Below are 25440 nucleotides of genomic sequence, written 5' to 3' on the forward strand. Positions count from 1 at the left end.
AATATATGGATTCACTTAAAACAAAAAATAAGGAATGTTGTAATATCAATGAGGTAGTACAAGAATTTTATGAATTCTTGAAAGCTTATATCATAAAGAAAACAAACGATATAAACCTTGCTGAAGATATTGTTCAAGAGGTGATGCTCAAATTGGTAGAGTCTCATAAAAAAAACATAGAAGTTAATAATATCAAAGCTTGGTTGTTTCAAGTAACTCGTAATACCATTGCAGATTATTACAATAAAAACAAGATTGAATTTAATTTTGATGAAGAATGGAAAGAAAATAGTATTTCTAGTGATACAGTTTCTTCCATTTCAGAGTCTGATTTTATCATCCCTATGATTGGTTTGCTGCCAGAAAAATATGCGAAGCCATTACATCTAAGCGATATTGAAAACATTCCTCAAAAAGATATTGCTCTACAACTTAACCTTGGTTTATCCGCAACTAAAATGAGAATACAGCGAGGTAGAGAAAAATTAAAATCCCTATTTATAGAATGTTGTGATATTCAATATGACAAATCAGGTAATTTTTCTTCGTGTACGATAAAATCTCATTGTGCACCACTACAAAAAATAGAAAAAAAGCAACCAATTAACAACTGATAAATAGACAGTTATAATAAAATAATTAGAAAAACCATTTTTTTATTCCTAAAAATGTGTCTTTTTTAAAAAAATTCAGACTTCGTAATAAAGTTTAATAATTAAAACATTTATTATGAATACTGAAATTAAAATTTTACACTCTTCTTGTTGTGCAAAAGGTTCCCCCATTAAGGAACAATTAGAAAAATTGGCAAAAGAAAACAACCTGTCAATTACTATTGAAGAACTCTCGGAAATGCAAGACACGATGGTCTATGGTACAATGTCTTTTCCTTCTCTAGTTGTGAATAATCAAGTATATGACTTTAAAAAATTAAAGTCGGATGCTGATATTTTGTCAATTATTAAATCCGCTTAGAATGGAAACTTTGGAAAATTTGCTGTCAAAATTTGCAGATTTAATTGTCTATCAACTTTTGAACTTGGAAAAAGCAGGGCTATTTACTACAGCCCTGCATTACTTCATCTCGACTTTCATCCTAATATCAATATTGGTTATACTGGTAACCTATATAATGGGTGTTGCTACCAATTATATGCCAATGGATAAAATCAGGATCTATCTAGAGCGAAGAAAGAAATCAGGTTTAGGAAATGTATTAGCTGCTACTTTAGGAGCCATAACACCTTTTTGTTCCTGTTCCTCAATTCCGCTTTTTGTTGGGATGATGCAGGCAAGGATTCCATTGGGAGTTGCCCTGTCATTTTTAATCACATCACCATTGGTAAATGAGATCGCAATTGCCCTATTCTGGGTAGCTTATGGATGGAAGGTAACCGTAATTTATATCTTAACTGGAATTTTGCTCGGAATTACCGGTGGTTTATTATTAGAGAAGCTAAAAATGGAAAAATATATTGCAGAATGGCTGAAAAATCTTGAAGTAAATAATAAATCAGAAGTAAAAGATAGACGCTCCTTACTTGCACGATGGCCTGAAATACATAAGGAATCTGTTGAAACCTTGAAGAAACTTGTTCCATATATATTTGTAGGTATTGCCGTAGGCTCTTTTATTCACGGATATGTACCCCAATCTTTTTTTGAAGAATATATTTCAGAAAGTAACCTTTTTGCTGTACCTATTGCAGTGATTATGGGAATTCCACTTTATATTGATGCTGTAGGTGTATTGCCAGTGGTAGAAACTTTGGTGGATAAAGGTGTACCATTAGGTACGGCTATTGCCTTTATGATGGGATCTATTGGTTTATCGCTTCCCGAAGCTTTACTCTTGAAAAAAGTGATGCAAAAAAAACTAATCATTGCTTTCTTTTCAGTCATCGGAATAGGAATGATTATCTCAGGTTATGTTTTTAATTTAATATTTTAATTTATGAAATCAATTTTATCATCCATAAGTGCTGTATTTGTAGCATTAGTCGCTTGCACTTGTTGTGTTGGTCCATTAATGGCTTTTGCAGGAATGTTAGGAGCAATTGTTTCTCAATTGGTATGGCTAGCAACAATAAAACCGTATCTTATAGCATTCAGTTTAATAGCAGTTTCTTACAATTTATATAGAGCATATTTTCCTAAAAAAGAACAAGCTTGCTGCACCATAGAAAGTCAAGAGACAATAAGTAAACTAGATACTAAACAAAAGAAATCATTATCATTTCTACAATCAAAAACGTTTTTATGGTGCGTTGCCATTATAACATTAATCATATTAATTCTACCATATATTTAAAAATTTAATAATTATGAAATCAATAACATCTCTTATATTAACACTAGTATTTGCTACAAATATTTTAGCTTTTACCCATAATAACGATACAAATATTCATCAGAAAATTGAAGGAAACATTGTTATCTCTGATACTGTTAAAAAAACGTATCAATTAGAAAAATTCACCCAATCTTGTTGTACAGGAATTGTAGAATATTCATTAAAGAAAAACGTTAAAGGTTTTATTAAAGCTGTTTCTAACACTAAAAAAGGTCAAATAACCGTTTGGTACGATAGTACAAAATCTACCGATAAAGAAGTAAAAGAAGCCATTAACAAAACCCCTTATAAAGTAATTAAAGAAATTAAGTAAGGGCTTATTATGGCAATACCTAATAAAATATTTGATTGTATAATAATAGGTGGCGGGCAGGCAGGCTTGTCCGTTGCTTATTTTTTAAAAAGAAGTAAACTAAATTATTTAATTCTAGATGCAGAAGGTAATTCCGGTGGTTCTTGGTTACATACTTGGGATAGTTTAAAATTATTTTCACCTTCTCAATATAGCTCACTTTCTGGTTGGCAAATGCCTACAACTAAACAAGAATATCCTACAAAGGAAGAATATTTGAGTTATTTGTCCAATTACGAAAAACGATATAATTTCCCAATACAACGAAGTACATTTGTTGAAGAAGTTGTTAAAGAAGGAGAATTATTTAAATTAAAAACCAATCAAGGAGTATTTATTAGTAAAACTGTTGTAAGTGCTACAGGTACAGCTCGTTCACCTTTTATTCCTATATATCCTAAAATTGATGAATTTTTAGGTATGCAAATACACTCTAGTGCTTATAAAAATAGTTCACCTTTCAGAAACAAAAGAGTAGTTGTTGTTGGTGGGGGTAATTCTGGTGCTCAAATTTTAGCAGAAGTTTCTAAAGTAGCTTATACAAAGTGGGTAACACTAGATAAACCTACGTTTCTACCAGAAGAAATTGACGGTCGTTACTTGTTTAATCAAGCTAATGAAAAGTATCTTAAGAAAAAGAATACTTCAAATACTTTACAAGTTTCTTTGAGTGATATTGTACAAGTTGAAAGTGTGAAAGATGGATTAGCACGTAACGTATTTAAAGATCATCGTCCATTTTCCTCATTTTATAAAAACGGTGTAATTTGGCAAGATGGAAAAAAAGAAGCTTTTGATGCCATTATATGGTGTACTGGTTTTAGACCTTATTTGAACCATTTAAAAAAATTAAATATTATTGAAAATGATAAAGTAATAACAAAAAATACGCGAGCAGTTAAAGAGTCAAATTTATGGCTAGTGGGTTATGGTAATTGGACAGGTTTTGCTTCAGCAACCATTTATGGCGTTGGTAAAACTGCAAAAATTACAGCAAAAGAAATAATTAATTCATTGTCATAACTCCCCATTTGCTTCCAGTAGGTTCTTTTCGTTCGCTCGTACCTTACTTACTACAATCACCCACTTCCTGCAACACTCAGGAAGAGTAGTCCTTTATTTAATTTGCCTAACATTTATTATCTTTGTGTATAGTTAATGACATTTCAATTTTCAAAAGTATATAGGTAATAACATTTGTTAGTTAATAAAGTCAAATGATAATACCAATAATGTAAGTAAACTCATTAGCCAAATATGTTAATTCAGCAGAATGTATTGGAAATCCGTAAAGCAACAAAACTTACCAGTAGCCATAAAATACCTTGAAAAGGTAGCTCAAATATTTCCTCATTTTGAAGGTGATAAACTACCTGACTTCGGTAAAAATAATCTTTGGTTTTTATTACGGATAAATAATAAGGTGTGCCACAGGCACGACTTTAATAACGGTTGGTTCCGTAGGTTTCTTTCCCCAGCCTATAAAAATCCAACGTTATTCGTGCCTCATAACTCCTCTGTCTTTTTATAGGCTTCCGCTCTTCCAACGCTACAGTTGTTATTTTCTATCACACTTTTTGCAATCCAACGCTAATTATAGCCCATTAATATCCTCGTTCCTTCGGTAGTAAAGAGCTATGCCACCACACAAAAGCAAAAAGGCGTATGCACTCCAAAGTACCGCTCTGTGCAACTTGTGCCAGAAAATAACAACCCAAAGCTACATTAACATAATGTGGCATTATAGTACATACCACAAGGGCTTCATTGCATTACGGGCTAAAGCCTATGTCCTATAATAACATTATGTTAAGTATCCGCTCATTGCCAACGCTTTAAACCTACTTCACCAACCGAAAGACCACAATTCCCCAACCACCCTTTTCAGCGGTCAGAAAAAAAATAAACTATGAGTTAATGTCGGTTTATAGTAGGTACATTTCATTCTCTCATTTCGTGCCTACATTCTTTCATTGCATATACCCACTAACACCTAATAATGCAAGCAAGAGTAGCTCATTCTCTACACTCCACTAAGCGACACACTATTCCATTACGCAATCCGTATGCAAGCCCACCGCACAACAACTTTGCAGTAAATTGTAAAGTTTGCAAAGTCTGCAACCCTGCAATGCATACAGTATTACTTCATTCCATCCCACCGCATTTAGTTCCGTTTCTTTCAATCGCTACACTTGCCACACACCAGCCCACGCTTTTAGAATAGGTATAGTTTATTTTTTTTCTGGTCATATTTCCCCAAAGGAATTGAACAACCAAATAAGCATTTTACAAATAAGAGAGTAAGTAAAAAATGTTATGCCAAAAGAATAAAAAAGATAGCAAATGTAGGTGGTTACAATTGGCCCTTCAAGTTCAAGCCCTACGGGTTTTGAAAAAAATCTCCACCCTATCGGGTAGTATTTTTCCCAAAAAACTTGCTTGTCCAATCTCCACCACCTGATGAGATGGCTTTCTTTTTTTTTCGTTTTTTTCTTTGTCAAAAAATTTTGTGAAGGGGATTTCGGAAGCCAACTAAAATTCTCGGAAAATGACAAAATTCACTCTCAAAACTTACAGACCAGCAGCCGAAACTGAAAAGCCACATTTCTACATTTTGAACAAAGGGATGAACAGCGGAAAGCCACTTAAACAACCTTGCCCGAATTGCTTTATTTTGATAGCACCCACAGAGGAAGCTAAAGAGCAGTTATATTGGCTATGTTTTGGGCTATGGCGTGCAAAATCCTTTCATTACTATTTAAAAGGTTCAGTTATTCCGTTCATCACAAAAAATGACCTTAAACAAGGCATTTTGAACGGATTTGAACAGGCAAATAATGATATTTCTATTTTCAAAAAGTCAGTCAAAGCCTTACAACTTTTAGAAGAACAAGAAAAGGTTTATAAACTCAACCTAAAACTAATTGATGATGCACGTAGGGCGGTTTTCTATCGCTATATTTCTAAAAAGAGGTATTCCTAGGGCTACTCATATTTGAGTACTGTATAAGGCATATTTTAGCCCAATAAGATTGCACCGTCTTAATAAAAAAATGCAAACCCTACAAAGTGCCAAAAAGAAAAGCCTACTCAAATGAGCAGGCTTTCTTCTAATTCCATAAATCTCTAAAATGGCATCTTAGAATATTTCGGAAATCTTTAAGGCGTTACCTTGTGCAAACACATAGTAGTTTGAACCTACTTCTTGATAAAACTCAATACCGATAGAGTTTAAAACACTTACATCAGTTGTCATAGTTGGAGAACCTGGTAATGTAGCAACCAATGAAATTAATGCAGTAACTGAATCAACAGGTAAATAGGCAGAATACTGAACATCTTTTAATTCGTTCAAACTTGCTTCTTTAGGCTCATAAACCTTTGTAGTAGTGTTAAACTCATAATCAGACAATACTGAAATAGCATTGATAATTCTAAAATGAGTTGCACCGGCTGGTATGTTTAAGTAATTCAACGGATTGAATGCGGGAACATCCAAAGTTGAACTATCACGAGAACCAGCAGGAGTAATTGTGAACGGAGCATTAAAAGCACCATTGAAAGAAGTGAATCTGTTAAAGTCAAATCCTTTCAAATAGTTTGGCACTGTCGAAATCAACACAGCTCGTTTACCTCTGGCTTCTGAACCATCTTCTAAATTGATTTTCTTCATTATAGCAGTCAATCTTCCAGTCACTTGACTATCTGCCATATTTTTCATTAGACTTGCTAATCCAACTCTAACGGATTTACCTGCCATAGCACAACCACCAAATTCGTTCATATTTTCACGAGTTCTTTGGAATGCGGGATCAGTTGCAATTTGTTCAGCAGTTGGACCACCAGTCAAACCTGCAAAATAACCTTCATTTCCTTTAATTTTAAAATGTCTAATATCTCCAAGAGTACCGACATATTTTAGGGGACCTTTCTGTCTTGCCATTTCTTTAAATTTTTAAATGTTAATAATAATTCTTACTATTACAAAGATAAACCTAACATATTGAATATCAATTCGTTAATAAACGTAAACAAATGCAAACAAGTGCTAATAAACAAACAAGGATAAGAACACACTATGAAGTGGTTAAAGTTTTGGATGGAGACGGACTAATCGTAAAAAATATTTTCACAAATGATGAAGAAGAAGTTAGGCTATTAGGTATTGATGCTCCAGAGATTAAACTATGCAGAAAATTAAAGCAAGATGAAAGAGAAGTGAATATCTCAGGCACATATTTAATTGAACTGGGTTACAAGTCAATGAAGTTTTTACTAAAAAAAGCCAAACCACAAACAAGCGTTACTATAATTCAAGAACAATCAAATCTTACAGATGCTTTTGGAAGAACATTAGCTTATATAATTTTGCCAAATGGCAAAACGCTTAATGAAATAATGGTCAGAAGAGGTTATGCAAAGCCATACAACAATGTATTCTGCGAAGAGTTACCAAAGTACCAAGCACTTAATTTGAGGGCTAAAACAAAGAAAAAAGGTTTATATTCGCTTATCAATTCGTTCTAATCTCCCTACATTTACTTGCTTTTATTATCTCTTATTTATAGTTTATTGTTGCCTATTTGTTGCCCAATAACCATAACTAACTGATATACAGTACTACTTTACTTTTTGCATCGGAAAGTACATTAATCACTGATACGCTTCAGTTAACCAAAGGGGCATCAATAGGCAAAGTGTTGACCTCAGACGCTTTGGGTAATGCAACGTGGCAAAATATCCCATCCAATATTGGAAACTGGCAAGTAGTAGGTACCAACTCTGCAAGAGGTGGGTTTAATAATAACATTGCGGATGGTAACAGTAATACCATTTTAATAGGGGAAACCAATAACTCAAGTGCCGGACAATACATGTACGGAATGGGATGGGGATTAGAACTGCAGGGTTTTGGCACCTCAGCAGTTGGAATGTTTAATACTATACCTACCAGCATACCAAATGCTTTTACTTTAGCTGATCCGATTTTTATAGTTGGCAATGGGAAGTCTAAAGAAGAACGCTCGAATGCTATGACCATACTTAAAAATGGAAATGTGGGAATAGGCATTATAAACCCTTCTAAAATGTGGCAAGTCAGAAAAGGCTCCTCAGGCGTAACGCCCAATGGAAACAGTCAGGCTTTTTTAGAGAGCAACACGAATATGTATCTCGGCTTTGGGGTTCCAAATAACAACGAGTCTGGCATACTTTTCGGGAGGCCGGATAAAGGTTCGGCTAGTGGTGGTATTATCTATACTTCTTCAAAGTCACTTGTTTTCAGAACATTTGCCAATACGAACCGAATGATTGTTGACTCTCTAGGAAATGTAGGGATTGGTACTACAACAACTTTGACAAAAAAATTGGAAGTTAATGGAGCCGCGTCGATTACAAGTGGTCTTCAATTGACAAATTTAAGTGGCTCTGGCATTCGTCCACTGAATGTTGATGCAGACGGAAATGTGTTAGTTGGAAGTATCCCGTCTGCAACGACTACCTACTCTAAAAATTACAATATCTCTGCTGCTGCTGCCCGTAAAATAGGAACGACACCAGATGCTAATTTTATCTATATGGCTACCGCTTGTTTGGCTTATTTTAGTGTAGGCACTAAAAACACATCGGGACAAATGATACTTCCTGTAGAGTTTCCCGATGATGCCGTGCTACAAACCATGACTATGTCTGCTATTGACAATTCTGATAATAATTTAGAAGCAATTTTATTAAGAGTACCGCAAGCAGGCTCTCCGCTCTCTCAAGCTGTGGTGGATGGAGTCCAAAGCACCGGAAATAACGCTGCTGTCAAAGAATACTCAAAGGCCATATCGCACACTGTGAACAACAAGACCAATTACTATTATATCCTGGTTCAAATAACCGCGGGTGAGTGGCAAGATTCTAATCTTGCCTTGAGGGGAATAAACTTTCAATACTCCATAAGTTATTAAAATTTACAGCTATGAATACATTAAGAAAAACTAATCAAGAAATAGCAGAAATAAATCTCTGTAAACGAATGCCAATCATTCATGTGGGATCCAGAACCCATCTTGAACCTTCAGAAATAGTGATGATCGTAGCTGAGATTAGTTACTCGTATATACATCTACGAAATGGTCAAAGAATAATAGTCAGCACCAATATCCAGAAACTACAAGAACGCTTTTTAGGCATAAAAGAAATGGTTAGAGTACATCGCTCTCACATTATAAACTTGAAATACATCAAAACTTTTGACGAGAAGAATATAGCACTCAGAAATAACCTGAGCTGCCCAATATCCAGAAGGAAGAAAATAAATCTTGAAAACGCATTAAACTAAAACATTATGAAACATTTATTAACAATCATTTTAGTATTTCCAATCATTATGGCTAATGCCACTGTTCGTAGGGTTAATAATAATTCTGGGGTGATACCCGTGGCTGGCTTAGTTTATATAACCTTTGCTTCAGCACAAACAGATGCCTCACCTGGAGATACCATATACATTGAACCATCAGCATCCAATTATCAGTTTTTGGATGGAATTTCAAAACGCCTCACTATTATCGGAAATGGGTATTCTGTTGGTTCAAATGCCGGATTGATTTCTCCTTTACCGCAAAATTCCTTTGAGTCAAAAGTGGCTGGATCTGAAACAAATGTTGGAGCTATATTAAAAATAAAATCAGGAGCAGAAAATTCTGTATTGATAGGACTTTCATTTCAAACCTTAATAATTGTTGAATGCGGAAATGTGTTATTTGAACGATGTACAATGATTATAGGAGCAAGTGTAAATTTAAATTCATCCAACAATATCTTCAAAAATTGTTTTACTAAAGATTTTGGACCTGCTTTTGGTGCTATTCAAGGATCTGGACAAAACAACCTTATCGAAAACAGTATTTTGGGAGATGGTATATCCAACCTGACAGGATTAGTCGTGAATCACTGTTTTATCGATGATATAAATAGTATTACCAATGGAACATTTACCAATTGTATAATTAATGGTACAGTCAATGGGAGCAACAATACATTTGCCAATTGTATAAAAATAGGCAATTCGTTTCCAACGCCGGGTATTAACAATAACATTGAAAATGTAAATATGTCTGATATTTTCGTGGTTGCCAATCCATTAACTGGAAATGGACAATTGGATAAAGATTATAGATTAAAAGCAGGTTCGCCGGCGATTGGTTCTGGGATTAATGGTACCGATATGGGACCATTTGGAGGTTCTTCGCCTTATCGTCTTTCAGGTCAACCACCTATACCAATAATTACTAATTTCTTTTTAAGTACAACGGGTTCCACATCATCTGGACTAACTGGAAGTATCACGATTCAATCTAACAACTAAAGCCATGAAAAAGATATTGATAACGGTTCTGTTTTCAGGATGGTTAGGCAGCGTCATGGGTCAATCTATTCAGCGAGTAGAGTATTTCTTTGATACAGATCCAGGTTTTGGAAGTGGAATCACTGTTCCCATTACCACAGGAAGTTCAGTGACAGCCAACTTAGATATTCCTTTGGATAACAGTTTAGTAAATGGATTTCATAAGTTTAATATTCGTGCTAAAAATGCAAATGGGGTATGGAGCATGGTTCAAAGTCAAGATTTCTTTAAATCAAACCAACCAACAACTGTACAAAATATAGTAAAACTAGAGTATTTTATAGATTCCGACCCCGGCTTTGGACTGGCTAATTCCATTGGCATTAGCTCAGGTCAGAATATCACTAAAGGCCTATTAATTCCTTTACCTCAAAATATCCCACTAGGTTTCCATAAATTTCATGTCAGAGCTAAAGATGCTATTGGTCGCTGGAGTGTGGTTTATTCTCAAAGTTTTTACAAAACAGATGAACTTCCAACGGTTCAAAACATAGTAAAATTGGAGTATTTTGTAGATACCGATCCTGGGTTTGGATTGGCTAATTCCATTGGTATTAGCTCAGGTCAGAATATCACTAAAGGCCTATTAATTCCTTTACCCCAAAATCTTCCTCTAGGTTTCCATAAATTTTATGTCAGAGCTAAAGATGCTATTGGTCGCTGGAGTGTGGTCTATACTCAAAGCTTTTACAAAACAGATGAATTACCAACGCTACAAAACATAGTAAAACTCGAGTATTTTGTAGATGCTGACCCAGGGTTTGGCTTGGCTACGAGCGTCCCTGTTTCAGGTGGTACAACAGTAAATTTAGGCAATCAAGTTTTCAGTATTTCAGGTGGTGTTACAATTGGGGACCACCAATTAACCGTGAGAGCCCAAGATGCGAATGGTAAATGGAGCATAGTTGGAATTAAGGGATTCAAAAACTGCCCAGGAGTGAGTATATCTGCTCCTAATGGTCTTATCTCTTGTTCTGATTCAATTCAACTCGTAGCTCAGCTCTCTAATCCAGAACTGGGTGGTTCACTGAAATGGTTTTTAAACAATACACAATTGCCAACAACCAACTCATCCATTTTTGCGGTTTCTTCTGGCAAATACAGGGTTGAAAGAAGTACTACTGGATGTTTAAATATTCCATCTCCAACTGTACAAGCAAATATTTTAGAAGGTACTTTTATTAGACTGAAAGCAAATAAACCAGAAATGCTATGCAATGAGTCTTTGGTTATTTCAATTGATTCGGCAAACTCAAACTTGCCTATTGGTATACCTGCATTGCTTTCGTGGTTTAGAGATGAGACAACTTTAGTGGCTAATTCTGGACAATTATTTCAAAACACCAATTTACCCGGGGTGTTTAAATTAAGAATGAACTTCTCAATTTTCCCAAATAGCTGCCAGTCTTTCGATTCAGATCCGCTTACCATAACTAATAGAAATCTTGAACTTAATATTGGCCCGCAAACAGCAACAAACATATTAACCCTATGTGAAGGAAGTTTAGGAACATTAAATTCAACCAAAAACTTTCCAGAAGCCATAACTTATAAGTGGTTTAAAAACAACACTTTGCTACCAGAGGAGTCATTATCGACATTAAATTTAGCAAACGCTCCGGGCAATTATTTAGCCAAAGGAACCTTTGGTGCCTGTGTAGATACTCCTTCAAATTCACTGGCCGTTTCGTATGCTGGAGCGTCAAATGAAGTGCCGGTTATAAGTGCTATTGAAAATCTGGCTGTTACTTATTGTGGTGGAGATACACTTAACTTGTTAGCAAGTGGTTGCTCGGGTCCTACACTTTGGTCTATTAATCAAACTGGTGCATCTGTAAAATACGTTACAGAGTTAAATACAGCCATTTTTGCTACATGTCAAGGAAGCTGTCTCGGTAGCAAAAGCAACGTACTAAATGTACTGGGTTCAGGATATGACGGCAACGCATCCAAAGTAGACTATGCATTGCTTCCTTTTCAAAATGAGTATCACAGTTTGCAAAAAAACGATTTCATAAATACCTATAATGGAGCTCAAGTTGTTGGCTATAAACCCCTTTTTGGAGGTGGAAGTTTGACTTTCGGAACCAAAACGGGGGTAATCTTTGAAGCCAATAATTCATCTAATGGTGAAAATGATTTTTTTATTAGACTACATACGGCTGTTAGTGGTTCAGGTTCTTATACATTTTTAGGCGGTTCTGGAAATGAGCAGTTGGGTGGTTATTTAGAGACTTCACCCCATACTTATCTACTTTATGGAAGTAGTAATTCTCCTATTTCTGGAAATGTAAGTCAAGCAGGATTTGGCCAAAATGACTTCTGGATTGTTAAATATAATTACCACAGCAGTACTCAAATATTTGACAAAAAATATGGAGGAACGGCTTCAGAAAACATTGTTGATGCTGCACTATTAAACAATGGGCAAATGCTCTTAGCAGGAACCTCAAGTTCGGGTAATAATGGAAACAAAAGCACCGCAAGTTTTGGAGCAGATGACTATTGGGTGGTAAAAATTGACGCCAATGGAAACAAACTTGCTGACTATTCATTTGGTGGAACGGGAGGTGATAGACTGGCGTCCATTACCAAAATAAATGAAAACCTTTTTCTGCTTTTTGGAACTTCGAATTCAGGCATTAGTGGGAATAAGAGTATTGCCAACATTAATTCGAGTAATGACTATTGGGCGGTATGGATTGATGCAAGTGGCGTGATACAAAATCAAAAAGTTTTTGGTGGAAATGATAATGAAGAAGCCGTCAAAGCAATACTGTTGAGTTCTGGTGAATTGGTGTTTTCAGGAAATTCAAACTCAAGTATTAGCTCAAATAAAGGTCAAACAAACAGAGGAGAAAATGATTTTTGGATAATAAAAACTGATGCCAACGGTATAAAGATTTGGGACAAAACACTTGGTGGAAATAAAAACGAAAGCCTAGTAGCGGTAAACACAACTATAGAAAACAATCTGGTGTTTTTTGGAAATACGAAGACAATAACGCCAAGTTTTGAAAGGCAAAAGCCTGGGTTTACACATACGGCGGCATCAGAACAGTTTCATCAAGATACATGGTTAATAGAGCTTCGTCAAGATGGAAGTATTGTTACAGACTTTATAATGGGAAGCTGTGGAGAAGATGAAGCCTTTCCCGTACTTGAAACCGAAGAAGGAGACGTATTGACAATTTCTAATGTTACAAGAAGCTCAAATTGTACAATAAACTATACAGACATCAGTGGCCTAGATCAAAAATACCCCGTTGTTTTAAGATTAATTAAGGCTAAATATAGAGCTGAAACTACCCCATTTTGTAAAAATTCTACGCTGTTTATTAGGGCCAAATCGCCTCTTGTAAATAATTATATTATATCTTCTACCAATCAACGTAACTCCTATGCAACTGATTTTTTATGGACGAATGGTCAGACAAAAAGATATTTCAAAACGACCCTTTTAGATGGACTTGATACTCGTTTTAAATATAAGTTATTGGGCGAAGACTGTTTCTCAAGAATCTCAGAGGTGCAATTTAAACGTTTTGCAGATACTTTAACGCTTTCGGGAGTTGAAGGAAGTGTGTTGAATAATTTACCAACAAAACAATTTGCTTATAAATTATTGGAAAGCAAAAGATCAGTAATTAGTCCTGCAAGCTATACCTCAGAAGGAGGAATAGAACTTAATCCTGGTTTTAAAATAATGGCCACTAGTCAGAATATTTTTGAAGCCAAAATAGAAGGTTGTGAGAATCAATACTAAATAGCTTTTAGAAAAAACTTATAAACTAATTCAAACCACATGAAACAGCATCTATTAATCCTTTTCTTATTGGTCTTTTCATTGAAAAACACAGCACAAAGCATATTACTAGAGCCAGCAGGAGATGGCAAAGGAATTTATGCAAACAGAGGATCTTTTTATAATTTCAACGTCCCAAGTACATTGACTTTACCTGACTCTGGTCAAGGAACTAGGTTTATGTGGATTCCAGATAGAAGTGCACTGAGAGTGGGATCGGTAAGCAGTACGGAATGGAATAATGCTAACATAAGTCCCTATAGTTTTGCAATTGGTTTAGATCTTAAGGTTACAGGATTAGCTGCTGGTTCTATTGGGTTTCAAAATCTCGCTACTGGAAATCAGAGCTTTTCTGGTGGATTTAATAATAATGCAGCTGGAAATCAGTCATTGGCTTTTGGTTTGAGCAACACTGCATTGGGAAATGTTTCATACGCCATAGGAAGTAGTAATTCAATTAGTAATACAGGCACTAACTCCATTGCAATTGGTCAAAGCAATAATGTTCAATCGACAAATAATTATCTAATTGGAAAGTCCAATCAAGGTAAAAGTGACTTGGAGTTTGCTTTTGGGTTTAATAATACTGTGAGTGCCTCTCGTTCTTTTTCTTTTGGAAATGATAACGAAAATTCAGGAGTGGATTCTTACAATTTTGGTTTAGCCAACAATTCAAAATTTGAAAGGTCAATGTCCATTGGTTTCAATAATGCTTCCGAAGGATTTCAAGCCATAGGTATTGGTGTGGGCAACTCCCCAAAAGGGGAGAACTCGATAGCCCTTGGGGCAGGCAATAGAACTTCTAATGATAAATCAATTGCAATAGGGAGTTTTAATAGAACTAACGGCAAGTTTTCGGTCAGTTCTGGTTTTGGCTTAGTAAACAATAGTTACGGTAGCATGGTGGTGGGGCTTTATAACGATTCTCTAGTTTTAAATAATAGTGGGAAACCGGTGCAATCAAACTCTTATTCCTCAAACGACCCCATTTTTGTGATAGGAAATGGAGTAGATGATTTGAACAGATCCAATGCACTCGTGGTCTATAAAAACAGCAATGTAGGAATTAATACCTCACAGCCTACACAAAAACTCGACGTAAACGGCTCTGCCAGATTTAGGTCTGTAGTGGCAGATAATAATAATAACGTTTTTGTGACGATAGAGAATGATGGCACAATTAAAAGAACAACCGTTAACCTTTCCGATATTAGTTTAAAACAAAACATTAAACCACTGGAAAATTCACTACAAAAGGTTCTAGCCTTAAGCGGTAAAATGTATAATTTCAAAGAAAATCCAGCTCAACCAAGGATAGGCTTTATTGCACAGGAGGTAGAAGAGATCGTGCCAGAAGTGGTTTTTGAGAATGATGAAGGATTAAAAGGGGTACGATATCAAGAAATAGTAGCTCTGTTAACAGAAGCATTAAAAGAGCAACAAGGGCAGATAGAATCTTTAAAACAACAACTCAGTAATTTTCAGTCTACATCCAACACAACCAAAAATATACAGAAATAATCAAAAATATGTCAAACACAAAACTTGCCCCCATTGTATTATTGACTTACAGGAGACTAGACTTATTAAAGAAAACAGTGGCTTGCCTTAAGGCAAATATTCTTTCTACAGAAAGTGAACTGTTAATCTTTAGCGATGGACCTAAAAACCAAAAAGAGATTGCAGACATTTTGAAGGTGAGGAATTATATTAAAACCATAAAGGGGTTTAAAAGGATCGAAGTCCACCCATCCCCCAATAATAAAGGTTTAGCAGCTTCTATGAAATACGCTATAAATAAGACCTTTGAGAAGTTCGATAAGGTTATTGTGATGGAAGATGACATTATGTGTTCGAAAGATTTCTTGGCATACTGTAATATGGGTTTGAGATTGTATGAAAAAAACCCAAAGATATTTTCTGTTACTGGATATAAATATCCGTTTAGGATACCTGAAAATTACAGTAATGACACCTTTCTGATGCCTAGAAGCTGCTCTTGGGGCTGGGCTAGCTGGAAAGACAGATGGCTGAAGGTGGACTGGGAAACAGATTATTACGAGTTAATGAAAAACAACAGATACTTGCGTAAAAAATTTGTTCAGGAGTGTGGAAATGACTGGGTACATATGGCGAGAATGCGTAGGAGTGGTGTTATGGATGTCTGGAGTGATTTCTGGAACTATACACATTTCAAAAACGGAGCCTACAGTTTAGCTCCTAAAATAGGGAAGGCTAATCATGTAGGATTTGATGATTTTGCGGTAAACGAAAAGCATGGTACTGATATTCTAGAGCATGTAATTTTGGAAGAAAATCCAGTGGTTTTTGATTTATTACCAATGGCCAATAAGGAGATTTTAGACGAAATGTCGTACTATTTTGGTGGTACTATATGGTATAATTTAAAAAGAGAAATCCGAACGCTCACTGGATGGAATATTGTGGCTTAAAGCCTCTTTAATTAAGGCAATTAAAAAGACAGTTTGGATTAAAAAAGTGGGTAGGCCTATCCACTCTCTAATGACAAAATACGAACCGCTATATCCCCAAACGCCATCTTCTCTGGTGAAATGATAAATCAAAGCCGCAACGCCATACCATGCCAATAAAAGCCAGCTGCTTTTGACAAAGTAGGAGGAAACATTTTCTTTATACTGTGAAATTAATATACCTAATATGGGAAATACAGACAAGAAATACTGATGATTTCCAACCTTATAAATACTAAAGATAAAAGTTAAAATAAGGCAAGTTTGAAAATATACGTTGTTGATTTTTAATCTAAATATCATATACAGAAGAGATAGATAACCTAAGCCCATAATGACGGTGTTGTATTGGTCAAGATTACTAATACCCAAAGAAGAAAGCGGTTGGTGCTCACCTCTAATAAACCTGAATATAGAAAGTAGACGAGAAGCCCGTTCTGCTCCAAACTGAAAAGGAATGATGAAGGTATCGCCCCATAATAAATACGCCATGGCATAGAAAAATAAGGTGCTGGTTCCAAAGCTTATTAACGACTTTGAAATCCATTTCCGCTCTTGTAAAAGTAAAAGCGGAACTAGGAAAATAACCGAGAATTTGAAGCTAAAAGCTATTCCTAAAAAAAGACCAGCTAGTAGCCAATTCTTGTTTTTCAAATGAAAAGAAAAGAGCAAAATGCAGCCCGCCAAGAAAAGCTCGTTGGAAGCATAAATAATACCAAAAACTATAAATAAGGGATTAAAGACTGCGAAAACAAATGTCTTGATGTCTTTAAGTTCATTTGTATGAGTCCAAATACCAAGAGCATAAACAAACAAAAATAAAAATGCGGGTAGCTTTGGATGAATGAAGACAGTCCAAGCGAAAAAGTTATATACAGGACCGTAAGCGTTTAGGGTCCCTATCCATGGGTCGTTTCCTTTAAGAATATGATTCCATTGCTCTAGATATAAGGCGTAATCATGCTGGGCAGGAAGAAAAAAAACGACAATGGAAAGTAAAACAAAGAAGCTAATGAATATCTGTTTGGATACCATGAATGACTAAGGCTATTTTGGATTAAATTTAAGCTAATTCCTCCATTGTTATATCTTAATTTTAGCAGGACTCTTAACTAAAGTTACCATAAAAGCGTGGTTGAAGTTTTTTTATTCCTTTGAGGAAATAAGGGTGAAGTAGTATCCTCCAATTGGGCTGAGAAATTCCGCAGATGACCAGAATTTTGAGGTCTTCAATGCCATTCGGCTATCAGATTTTCTAGCCTATAATAGAGCTTCCCGTGTAAGATTAAGCAAGCATGGTACGGTCATAGATGAGGGTATTCATTTATCACAAGATGAGTAAGGACAATGCAAAACCAGTGGCTACGGCCAGTAGCCTAAGTATAGCTCTATAAAAAGAAAGCTCGATATCTGAAATTTAACCAGAATACATAAAGAGGTGGATGAACTAAAAGAATTGGTTTTATCCCAAAAATCTCAAGAGAATAAGCTAAACTCAAAATAAATAATGGAGTGATTGCCTGATGTTCCACATAGTGCAACATCAATATGTGGCATATAAACTGTTTTTGCCAAATAACAATAACCTCAAAACCGTCCCGTAGAAAGCATAACCAATATACAAGCCTCTAAAGTTTCCACGCCTTGTTCTTCTAATTTGGTCATCAATGCCGGATTTTCCGCTCCAGGGTTAAATATGACACGTTTGGGTTTTAGATTTAATAGGAAGTCTTCGTAGACCGTTTGGTTTTTCTGGCCGAGGTACATCGTAACCGTGTGAATGTTTTCAATTCCTTCTGTGCTACCCTGAATGCTTACTCCAGCCACTTCCCCTTTTTTTATACCTACCAAGACAATGGGGTGATTATATCGCACTAATTTGTTGGCGGCTAAATAAGCATATCTCGCTGGGTTGGTGCTGGCACCGAGGATAAGTGTTTTTTTATCTGTCATTTTTGAAGAATATCAATAGCTAAGAGACAATTGATTTTAATAAATAGTTCTAATTTGCTAGCTCAATCGCTCAAACAGAAATATCAGCCATATGAGACCAAATTGGAATGGAGTTTATCCAGCAGTTACAACAAATTTTAATGAAGACCAAAGTCTAGATTTAGGTCTATTCAAAACCAATATAGAAAAGCAAATAGAAGCGGGTGTTCACGGAATCATCATTTGTGGTTCGCTAGGAGAAAATGGTACACTCACCACTGCTGAAAAAATGACACTTGTGGAAGCTTCAAAAGAAGCTATTGATGGTAGTGTTCCATTGATAATGTGTATTGCAGAATGCATCACTTCTGAGTCGGTGGCTTTTGCTAAAGATTGTGAGAAAGCTGGTGTGGAGGGTTTTATGTTATTGCCATCTATGCGTTATAAAGCAGATGATAGGGAGACTTTGCATTATCTTCATTCGGTTGCAGATGCTACAGACTTACCGGTTATGGCCTATAATAATCCAATAGCTTATGGGAATTTCATTAGCATAGATATGTTTAAAGATTTGGCTCAAAATGCCCATTTCGAAGCGATGAAAGAGAGTACGGGTGATATTCGTTATTTGACTGAAATTATTAACGAACTAGGGGACAGATTTAAGATTCTTTCAGGTGTAGATAATTTAGCCATGGAAAGTTTAATTATGGGTGCAGATGGCTGGGTAGCGGGCTTAGTAGATGCTTTTCCTAGAGAAACTGTAGTGATATACGAACTAGTTAAACAAGGCAGAATTGAAGAAGCGAGAGACATTTATCGCTGGTTTTTTCCATTATTGGGTCTTGATATTGGAAACAAGTTTGTGCAAAAAATTAAGCTTGCGGAAGCGGCTGTAAATATGGGTTCGGAATGGGTGAGAGAACCAAGACTGCCATTAATAGGAGAGGAGAGAGCAGAAGTGATGGCGATTATTGAAAAGTCATTAGCATGTAGACCTGTATTACCAATACTTTAAGAATGGCAACAGACCCACTAGAATTAGAGGTTTCCGAAAGTTTCTTTGAAAAGAAACGACTTTCTGGAAGTCTTTTTTACTGTATTGATGCACATACTTGTGGCAATCCGGTTCGTTTGGTAGCGAAGGGCGGTCCTGCTTTAGAGGGGAATAGCATGTCTGAAAAAAGACAAGATTTCCTTAAAAATTACGACTGGATTAGAAAAGGGCTCATGAATGAGCCACGAGGTCATGATATGATGTCGGGTAGTATACTATATCCGCCACACAATCCTGCAAATGATGTGGCCGTACTTTTTATTGAAACTTCAGGCTGTTTGCCCATGTGCGGTCATGGCACTATTGGCACCATCACTATGGGTTTGGAGTATGGCCTCATAAAGCCTAAAGTCAAAGGCAAAGTAAGAATGGAAGCTCCTGCTGGTTTGGTGGAGATTTCTTATACCGAAGATGTAGATGGAAAAGTAAAAAGTGTAAGGTTGACAAACGTTCCTTCTTATTTAGCCAAAGGAAATATAGAAGTGGATTTCCCACCTTTAGGCAAGCTTAAACTGGATGTGGCTTATGGGGGTAATTATTACGGAATAGTAGACCCTCAAGAAAACTTTAATGGATTAGAAAGCTATAAAGCAGAGCAGCTGATTTCTTGGGCGAGAGAATTGAGAGCCCTTTTAAGCGTTTCTCATGATTTTGTTCATCCAGAAGATTCAAGCATTAATGGCTTAAGCCATATCATGTGGACAGGCAAAACGATTGACCCAAATTCTTCCGCAAGAAATGCCGTCTTTTATGGCGACAAGGCCATTGATAGATCACCTTGTGGCACAGGTACTTCCGCTAGAATGGCTCAATGGGCGGCAAAAGGAAAACTGAAAGAAGGCGAGGTGTTTGTTCATGAAAGTATAATAGGCAGTAAATTCGAAGGAAGAATAGAAGGTAGAGCGAAGCTAGGAGATTTCGATGCCATCATACCTTCGATAGAAGGCTGGGCAAAAGTGTACGGAGAAAACCTAATCTCGATAAACAAAGAAGACGACCCCTACGCAGACGGCTTTCAAGTGATTTGAAAAAGTAAATAATCCTTACATCAGAATTTACTGTTTAAGCGAAGCTAAAATATTAAACAAAATTCAAGTTTTGCCTTGTACTGTTTGATTACGTTCAAAACGTATTAGAATTTTATTTTGGAAGTCAAGGTTGAAGTTTTGAATGTAAGAGTTTACAAGGCAGTGTTTTTTTGATTCCTTTTTTACGCTAAAAAAGGAATGCCTGTCCGGCAAGGACAAGCGGAGAAAAAGGATAGTTTCTGCCTGAAAAGGCAGCAGAGAAGTGATTTTCGTAGATGAGGAATATTGATTGTAAGTAAAGGAATAGAACAATAAATATTATAAAAAAAACATTTATCGAAACATCAAAATTACCGTTTTAAGAGAAGCTAAGAATATTTAATATAATTCGAATTTTGCCTTGTACTGTTTGATTACGTTCAAAACTTGATTTAATATAAATCCTTAAATCAGAATTTACCGTTTAAGCGAAGCTAAAAAAAAGGAGTATGTTCTAATTTAAGGTTAATGCTAATTTTTAGATTCGTGAGTTTAAATTCTGTCTGCATTTTTTTACTTTTTCCAGATGAAAAAAGGATAGGTTCCGCCTGAAAAGGCAGCGGAAGAATAAGCAAACTTGGAAGGAACAGACCTTCAAAGAAGATTCATCGAAAAATAATAAAAAATGAAAGTTCATATCATAGGCTCAGGCATCATAGGCCTTTTTTCCGCTTACTACCTTGTTAAGGGAGGGCATGAAGTAGAAATAATAGACCAGTATGATGGTCAGGACGGCTGTTCTTTTCAAAATGCGGGAATGATAGTTCCTAGCCATTTCATTCCTTTAGCTGCTCCCGGAATGGTACAGCAGGCTCTGAAATGGATGTTGGATGATACCAGCCCGTTTTATGTAAAACCAAGGCTAAGTCTGTCCATGCTGAACTGGTCATGGAAGTTTATGCAGTCGGCAAATCAAAAAAGAGTGGACGCCGCCATGCCTGTTTTAAAAGATTACTTGGTTCAGAGCAGAGCGATGTATCATGATTTGGTAAACTCAAATGAGATTGACATTGATTTAGAAAAAAAAGGATTATTGTTGCTTTGCAAAACCAAACACCTTTTAGAAGATGAAATTGCTGTAGCTCATAAAGCTGAAAGTATGGGAATGGAGGTTCAAATCTTAAACAAAAAGGGTGTTCATCAATTAGAATATGAGGCCTTACCAGATGTTTTAGGAGGTGTTTTTTATCCCGAGGATGCCCACTGCGATCCTCAGAAATTAATGAAGAGCTTGAAGTCATTCTTAATAAGTGAGGGTGTTAAGTTTTCTTATAATATAGAGGTAGTGAATGCTTCTATCTCTGGAACTAAAATCGAGCGGCTAAGCCTAAGAAATGCCAAAGGAGAATGTGATGAAGTGGATGTAGAAAATGTGGTTATAGCCGCAGGCAGTTGGTCAGAAAGACTTTCTAAGCTTTTTAAACTGAGTATTCCTTTACAAGCAGGAAAAGGCTATAGTTTTACACAAGACCAAGAATCCTCGAAAAGGATTTTTCATCCATCTATCCTTTGTGAGGCTAAAGTGGCAGTTACACCTTTTATGAATGATAAAGTTCGTTTTGCTGGTACTATGGAATTTTCTGGTATTAATAATAAAGTAGAAAAGAAAAGGGTAAGAGCTATAGCCAAAGCGGGTTCCACTTTTTATGATCAGATAAAAGTAAATACACCCATTGAGCGGGATATTTGGTATGGTTTGAGACCATGCTCACCAGATGGCTTGCCATATATTGGCAAAGCACGGCATTTGGATAATTTGGTGGTAGCATCTGGACATGCCATGTTGGGGATTAGTTTAGCCCCGGTAACTGGTCAAACGGTTTGTGATCTTATTATTTCAAAAAATGTATCTCAGAATATTGGATTGTTTGATATTCATAGATTTGAAAAATGAATTGTTACCTTTAAAACGAATTATTTAACACTGGTTATTAAGTGAAGCTTAAACACTATTTAGTAGATTTCTGGGATAAACTCATTCTTATTAGGGAGCGAGTAGTCAAAAGATTAGAATGGGCTATTTTCACGGCTTTATTTTTAGGTTTTGCTTTAGTGATTTACCAGATAGCTTTCCCCAAGGAGCTAACCGTGGAGAACTGGGTAGATACCGTACTTACGGATGTACCTATTGTGGTCATGTTCCTATATTTTGCTAAATGGCTTCTTCAAAATTTTATAAGGAAAAATATAAGACTTATAGATAGGAACTACCTCTCAGATTTAACTTTTGCGTGCATTTTGTATTTGTTTTTGTATCTAAAGAGCCATTTTGCTTTAGTCAACGAAAATTGGGTGCTTCACATGTTGATTAGCGTTTTCTTCGTAGTCAGAGTGATGCGAGAAGGAGCTATTTTCGGAGGGAAAGGTATGACACCATCAGTACTTTTTGTGGTCAGTTTTGTGATGTTGATTTTAGTAGGAACAGCACTTTTGCTAATTCCTGATGTTTCCTCTCAGCAGCTTAGTTTTATAGATGCTCTTTTTACGGCTACCAGTGCTGTATGTGTTACTGGTCTTACTGTGGTAGATACTTCCACGGCATTTACGGCCATTGGGCAGGATATGCTATTAGTGCTTATTCAGATTGGAGGTTTGGGGCTCATGACTTTTACCAACTTCTTCGCCATTCTTTTTAGGGGAGGAATGTCTTTCAGAAACCATTTAATTTTGAGTGATATTATTCAGTCAGATAAGCCTAATTCTCTTTTTTCTACTTTATTGAAAATTGTAGGTTATACGTTTGTTATAGAACTTATTGGTATATTTTTTATCCATTTAACCAGTAACGAACGCTTTTTTACCACTTCTTGGGATTCGTGGATGTTCTCTATTTTTCACTCCGTTTCTGCCTTTTGTAATGCTGGTTTTAGCACCCTTCCTGATGGCCTTTTTAATGGAGGTTTTAGATATAATTATCCGTTTCAGTTGGTTATTTGTGCATTGGTGATTTTAGGAGGAATAGGGTTTCCTGTGGTTTTAGACCTCTATGACACTGGGAAAAGCTTATTAAGGAGCTTTTTTAGATGGCTGTTTTTTAAAGAGAGGTTCATATTTTTAGCTAGAAACTTAAACGTGCATTCAAGGCTGGTTTTAACATCTACCACCATTTTGCTGGTTGTGGGAACCATATTATATTTTATAACGGAGTATAATAATACCCTTCAAGATCATCCTACCATGTTTGGAAAGGCTGTGCAGGCATTTTTTGGTTCGGTTACACCAAGAACAGCGGGTTTTAATACTGTAGATATGGGTGGTTTGATGCAAGGTACCATTTTGATTTATTTATTGTTAATGTGGATTGGGGCGTCGCCTAGTAGTACGGGTGGAGGTATTAAAACCACAACTTTCACGATAGCAATTACAAACATTGTGGCATTAGCAAAGGGTAAAGAAAGGGTTGATATTTTCAAAAGAGAAATTTCCGCATCTTCTATTCATAGAGCTTTTGCCGTGATTTTCTTGTCTCTTCTGATCATTGGCATGGCGGTTTTCTTTATTAGTATTTTTGAGCCAAATCAAGAGTTGACTAAGATTGCTTTTGAGTGCTTTTCAGCTTATAGTACAGTGGGCTTATCCTTGAACTTGACGCCACAATTGAGTACCCCTTCAAAAATAGTATTGATAATTACCATGTTTTTAGGGAGGGTAGGTATGTTTACCTTACTTTTCGGCCTGTTTAAGAAAATCCAAAGTAGTTCTCATCAGTACCCAAAAGAAAACGTATTGATAGTCTAGATTTAAGTATAATATTTGGTGTTATAAGAAGCAGTACATATTAAAGGGCTTTTCAGGTTTTGCGTAAAAGCATTGATTCAATAGAACAAAGAAAATGAAATACATTATCATAGGAATGGGAAACTTCGGGTCGACTTTAGCTACCAGATTGACAGCCATTGGTCACGAGGTTTTTGGAGTAGATAACCGTTTGGAAATTGTGGAGCAACTGAAAAATAAAGTGACACACACCATTTGTTTAGATTCCTCAAAACCTGGAGCATTAAATGCTCTTCCTATTCAAGATTCCGATCAAATAATAGTGGCTATTGGCGAAGATGTTGGAGCCTCTATTCTTACCACAGCTCTTTTAAAACAGCATAATGCCAAGTCTATTATTAGTAGGGCTATTAATCCATTGCATCAGACCGTTTTGGAGTCCATTGGCATAGAAATTATTTTTAATCCTGAGAAAATTGCAGCAGAACAGTTTGCCAAACAGCTAGAATTAAGCGGAGTGATGGAGTCTTTTGACCTGTCGGATGATTGTAGTATTCTAGAAATAGAAGTCCCTAAAAGATACTTAGGAAGAACGGCCTCCAATATTGACTTTTTTAGTACTTACGGCCTAAAACTGATAGCTGTGAAACGCTTTCAGACTAAGAAGAATATCATCGGGATGATGAGTAAGTTTGCCACTGTAGACATGAATCTAGACGGTGAACATGAATTTGACGAATCGGATATTTTGGTGATGATGGGTAACATCAAAGATTTCCAGAAGATGATTGGAAGCGATTTGAGGTAATTAATCAATGTACTAGAAAGGAAGAATGCAATTAAAAAAAATCCATCATATAGCTATAATCGCTTCAAATTATGAAGCAACAAAAGCTTTTTACACAAGCGTTTTAGGTTTAGAAATAATAAAAGAAACCTATAGGGAAACCAGAGACTCTTATAAGCTCGATTTGGCATTAAATGGTGAATATATTATAGAGCTTTTTTCTTTCCCCAATCCGCCAGAAAGAACCTCTAGGCCGGAGGCTGCGGGTTTAAGGCATTTGGCTTTTGAGGTAGAAAATATAGAGCGTGCCATTGCAGATTTAACCAAGAACGGTATAAGATCTGAGCCCATCAGGATTGATGAAATAACGGGTAAACGTTTTACGTTTTTCGCAGACCCAGACGACCTTCCATTGGAGTTTTATGAAAGATGATTGCACCATGATGGAATTTGTGTTTTCTTAAGAAATATGACCTTAA

At 36.0% G+C, this 25440-nt stretch carries 23 protein-coding genes; 20 read left to right on the forward strand and 3 right to left on the reverse strand.

All coding sequences use genetic code 11. The annotated features are described in order from the left end of the window. Positions 1 to 5 precede the first annotated feature (5 nt). The 7 genes from ACTBZY_RS24520 (at position 6) to ACTBZY_RS24550 (ending at position 5691) form a co-directional block, all read left to right on the forward strand. A complete protein-coding gene (locus ACTBZY_RS24520) occupies positions 6 to 614 on the forward strand; it encodes a sigma-70 family RNA polymerase sigma factor (RefSeq protein WP_463049029.1) in 609 nt (202 codons plus the stop codon). Positions 615 to 729: 115 nt separating this feature from the next. After that, positions 730 to 975, forward strand: coding sequence for a thioredoxin family protein (locus ACTBZY_RS24525; protein ID WP_228249482.1), 246 nt, complete (start codon positions 730 to 732; stop codon positions 973 to 975). 1 nt (position 976) lies between these two features. Further along, on the forward strand, positions 977 to 1951 hold the full coding sequence (locus tag ACTBZY_RS24530) for a permease (RefSeq protein WP_272958701.1): 975 nt from the start codon (positions 977 to 979) through the stop codon (positions 1949 to 1951). Between the two features lie 3 nt (positions 1952 to 1954). After that, positions 1955 to 2311: a hypothetical protein gene (locus tag ACTBZY_RS24535; RefSeq protein ID WP_336070447.1), complete on the forward strand. Its 357-nt coding sequence runs from the start codon at positions 1955 to 1957 to the stop codon at positions 2309 to 2311. Positions 2312 to 2324: 13 nt separating this feature from the next. Continuing rightward, positions 2325 to 2666, forward strand: coding sequence for a heavy-metal-associated domain-containing protein (locus ACTBZY_RS24540; RefSeq protein WP_320230589.1), 342 nt, complete (start codon positions 2325 to 2327; stop codon positions 2664 to 2666). Positions 2667 to 2675: 9 nt separating this feature from the next. Beyond that, the gene (locus tag ACTBZY_RS24545; RefSeq protein ID WP_225604082.1) at positions 2676 to 3728 is read left to right on the forward strand and encodes an ArsO family NAD(P)H-dependent flavin-containing monooxygenase; all 1053 of its coding nucleotides are present in this window, start codon (positions 2676 to 2678) and stop codon (positions 3726 to 3728) included. A 1528-nt stretch (positions 3729 to 5256) separates the two neighbouring features. Next, the gene (locus tag ACTBZY_RS24550) at positions 5257 to 5691 is read left to right on the forward strand and encodes a DUF6943 family protein (RefSeq protein ID WP_225604083.1); all 435 of its coding nucleotides are present in this window, start codon (positions 5257 to 5259) and stop codon (positions 5689 to 5691) included. A gap of 156 nt (positions 5692 to 5847) precedes the next feature. Here the strand turns inward: ACTBZY_RS24550 and ACTBZY_RS24555 are convergent, their stop codons facing one another. Further along, positions 5848 to 6651 carry a hypothetical protein gene (locus ACTBZY_RS24555; RefSeq protein WP_225604084.1) on the reverse strand — a complete coding sequence of 268 codons (804 nt, stop codon included), beginning with the start codon at positions 6649 to 6651 and terminating at the stop codon, positions 5848 to 5850. Positions 6652 to 6743: 92 nt separating this feature from the next. On the opposite strand from ACTBZY_RS24555, the gene ACTBZY_RS24560 reads away from it, so the two are divergent. The 7 genes from ACTBZY_RS24560 to ACTBZY_RS24590 all read left to right on the forward strand — a co-directional run bounded on the left by ACTBZY_RS24560 (position 6744) and on the right by ACTBZY_RS24590 (position 16362). Further along, on the forward strand, positions 6744 to 7235 hold the full coding sequence (locus tag ACTBZY_RS24560; RefSeq protein WP_225604085.1) for a thermonuclease family protein: 492 nt from the start codon (positions 6744 to 6746) through the stop codon (positions 7233 to 7235). Between the two features lie 170 nt (positions 7236 to 7405). After that, a complete protein-coding gene (locus ACTBZY_RS24565; RefSeq protein WP_463049031.1) occupies positions 7406 to 8662 on the forward strand; it encodes a hypothetical protein in 1257 nt (418 codons plus the stop codon). 11 nt (positions 8663 to 8673) lie between these two features. Beyond that, positions 8674 to 9036: a LytTR family transcriptional regulator DNA-binding domain-containing protein gene (locus ACTBZY_RS24570; protein WP_463049032.1), complete on the forward strand. Its 363-nt coding sequence runs from the start codon at positions 8674 to 8676 to the stop codon at positions 9034 to 9036. A gap of 6 nt (positions 9037 to 9042) precedes the next feature. Further along, positions 9043 to 10065, forward strand: coding sequence for a hypothetical protein (locus ACTBZY_RS24575; protein ID WP_463049033.1), 1023 nt, complete (start codon positions 9043 to 9045; stop codon positions 10063 to 10065). A 4-nt stretch (positions 10066 to 10069) separates the two neighbouring features. After that, positions 10070 to 13870, forward strand: a complete 3801-nt coding sequence (locus ACTBZY_RS24580) for a hypothetical protein (RefSeq protein WP_463049034.1) — start codon at positions 10070 to 10072, stop codon at positions 13868 to 13870. 39 nt (positions 13871 to 13909) lie between these two features. Beyond that, positions 13910 to 15430, forward strand: coding sequence for a tail fiber domain-containing protein (locus tag ACTBZY_RS24585; RefSeq protein ID WP_463049035.1), 1521 nt, complete (start codon positions 13910 to 13912; stop codon positions 15428 to 15430). 8 nt (positions 15431 to 15438) lie between these two features. Next, positions 15439 to 16362 carry a glycosyltransferase gene (locus ACTBZY_RS24590; protein WP_463049036.1) on the forward strand — a complete coding sequence of 308 codons (924 nt, stop codon included), beginning with the start codon at positions 15439 to 15441 and terminating at the stop codon, positions 16360 to 16362. Here ACTBZY_RS24590 and ACTBZY_RS24595 read toward each other — a convergent pair. After that, entirely contained in the window at positions 16315 to 17436 is a 1122-nt protein-coding gene (locus ACTBZY_RS24595) for a hypothetical protein (RefSeq protein ID WP_463049037.1), read from the reverse strand. The genes ACTBZY_RS24590 and ACTBZY_RS24595 overlap by 48 nt on opposite strands. A 552-nt stretch (positions 17437 to 17988) precedes the next feature. Next, complete coding sequence (locus ACTBZY_RS24600) at positions 17989 to 18354, reverse strand: CoA-binding protein (protein WP_463049038.1); 366 nt, start codon at positions 18352 to 18354, stop codon at positions 17989 to 17991. Between the two features lie 91 nt (positions 18355 to 18445). Between ACTBZY_RS24600 and ACTBZY_RS24605 the strand changes: the two genes are divergently transcribed. The 6 genes from ACTBZY_RS24605 (at position 18446) to gloA2 (ending at position 25394) form a co-directional block, all read left to right on the forward strand. Then, on the forward strand, positions 18446 to 19351 hold the full coding sequence (locus ACTBZY_RS24605) for a dihydrodipicolinate synthase family protein (protein ID WP_463049039.1): 906 nt from the start codon (positions 18446 to 18448) through the stop codon (positions 19349 to 19351). Positions 19352 to 19353: 2 nt separating this feature from the next. Further along, complete coding sequence (locus tag ACTBZY_RS24610; protein ID WP_463049040.1) at positions 19354 to 20418, forward strand: 4-hydroxyproline epimerase; 1065 nt, start codon at positions 19354 to 19356, stop codon at positions 20416 to 20418. A gap of 664 nt (positions 20419 to 21082) precedes the next feature. After that, the gene (locus ACTBZY_RS24615) at positions 21083 to 22351 is read left to right on the forward strand and encodes an NAD(P)/FAD-dependent oxidoreductase (RefSeq protein WP_463049041.1); all 1269 of its coding nucleotides are present in this window, start codon (positions 21083 to 21085) and stop codon (positions 22349 to 22351) included. 41 nt (positions 22352 to 22392) lie between these two features. Next, positions 22393 to 24195, forward strand: a complete 1803-nt coding sequence (locus ACTBZY_RS24620; RefSeq protein ID WP_463049042.1) for a TrkH family potassium uptake protein — start codon at positions 22393 to 22395, stop codon at positions 24193 to 24195. A gap of 94 nt (positions 24196 to 24289) precedes the next feature. Continuing rightward, on the forward strand, positions 24290 to 24982 hold the full coding sequence (locus tag ACTBZY_RS24625) for a potassium channel family protein (protein WP_463049043.1): 693 nt from the start codon (positions 24290 to 24292) through the stop codon (positions 24980 to 24982). Positions 24983 to 25007: 25 nt separating this feature from the next. Beyond that, complete coding sequence (gene gloA2, locus ACTBZY_RS24630; protein ID WP_463049044.1) at positions 25008 to 25394, forward strand: SMU1112c/YaeR family gloxylase I-like metalloprotein; 387 nt, start codon at positions 25008 to 25010, stop codon at positions 25392 to 25394. Positions 25395 to 25440 lie beyond the last annotated feature (46 nt).

This window comes from Arcticibacterium sp., assembly GCF_055134445.1.

Bases quoted from the DNA above. Each gene is read 5' to 3' on its own strand.
- ACTBZY_RS24520 (WP_463049029.1), top strand. From the start codon at position 6: ATGGATTCACTTAAAACAAAAAATAAGGAATGTTGTAATATCAATGAG.
- ACTBZY_RS24625 (WP_463049043.1), top strand. From the start codon at position 24,290: ATGAAATACATTATCATAGGAATGGGAAACTTCGGGTCGACTTTAGCT.
- ACTBZY_RS24615 (WP_463049041.1), top strand. From the start codon at position 21,083: ATGAAAGTTCATATCATAGGCTCAGGCATCATAGGCCTTTTTTCCGCT.
- ACTBZY_RS24605 (WP_463049039.1), top strand. From the start codon at position 18,446: ATGAGACCAAATTGGAATGGAGTTTATCCAGCAGTTACAACAAATTTT.
- ACTBZY_RS24585 (WP_463049035.1), top strand. From the start codon at position 13,910: ATGAAACAGCATCTATTAATCCTTTTCTTATTGGTCTTTTCATTGAAA.
- ACTBZY_RS24535 (WP_336070447.1), top strand. From the start codon at position 1,955: ATGAAATCAATTTTATCATCCATAAGTGCTGTATTTGTAGCATTAGTC.
- ACTBZY_RS24550 (WP_225604083.1), top strand. From the start codon at position 5,257: ATGACAAAATTCACTCTCAAAACTTACAGACCAGCAGCCGAAACTGAA.
- ACTBZY_RS24555 (WP_225604084.1), bottom strand. From the start codon at position 6,651: ATGGCAAGACAGAAAGGTCCCCTAAAATATGTCGGTACTCTTGGAGAT.
- gloA2 (WP_463049044.1), top strand. From the start codon at position 25,008: ATGCAATTAAAAAAAATCCATCATATAGCTATAATCGCTTCAAATTAT.
- ACTBZY_RS24595 (WP_463049037.1), bottom strand. From the start codon at position 17,436: ATGGTATCCAAACAGATATTCATTAGCTTCTTTGTTTTACTTTCCATT.
- ACTBZY_RS24580 (WP_463049034.1), top strand. From the start codon at position 10,070: ATGAAAAAGATATTGATAACGGTTCTGTTTTCAGGATGGTTAGGCAGC.
- ACTBZY_RS24525 (WP_228249482.1), top strand. From the start codon at position 730: ATGAATACTGAAATTAAAATTTTACACTCTTCTTGTTGTGCAAAAGGT.
- ACTBZY_RS24570 (WP_463049032.1), top strand. From the start codon at position 8,674: ATGAATACATTAAGAAAAACTAATCAAGAAATAGCAGAAATAAATCTC.
- ACTBZY_RS24600 (WP_463049038.1), bottom strand. From the start codon at position 18,354: ATGACAGATAAAAAAACACTTATCCTCGGTGCCAGCACCAACCCAGCG.
- ACTBZY_RS24560 (WP_225604085.1), top strand. From the start codon at position 6,744: ATGCAAACAAGTGCTAATAAACAAACAAGGATAAGAACACACTATGAA.
- ACTBZY_RS24540 (WP_320230589.1), top strand. From the start codon at position 2,325: ATGAAATCAATAACATCTCTTATATTAACACTAGTATTTGCTACAAAT.
- ACTBZY_RS24610 (WP_463049040.1), top strand. From the start codon at position 19,354: ATGGCAACAGACCCACTAGAATTAGAGGTTTCCGAAAGTTTCTTTGAA.
- ACTBZY_RS24530 (WP_272958701.1), top strand. From the start codon at position 977: ATGGAAACTTTGGAAAATTTGCTGTCAAAATTTGCAGATTTAATTGTC.
- ACTBZY_RS24575 (WP_463049033.1), top strand. From the start codon at position 9,043: ATGAAACATTTATTAACAATCATTTTAGTATTTCCAATCATTATGGCT.
- ACTBZY_RS24545 (WP_225604082.1), top strand. From the start codon at position 2,676: ATGGCAATACCTAATAAAATATTTGATTGTATAATAATAGGTGGCGGG.
- ACTBZY_RS24590 (WP_463049036.1), top strand. From the start codon at position 15,439: ATGTCAAACACAAAACTTGCCCCCATTGTATTATTGACTTACAGGAGA.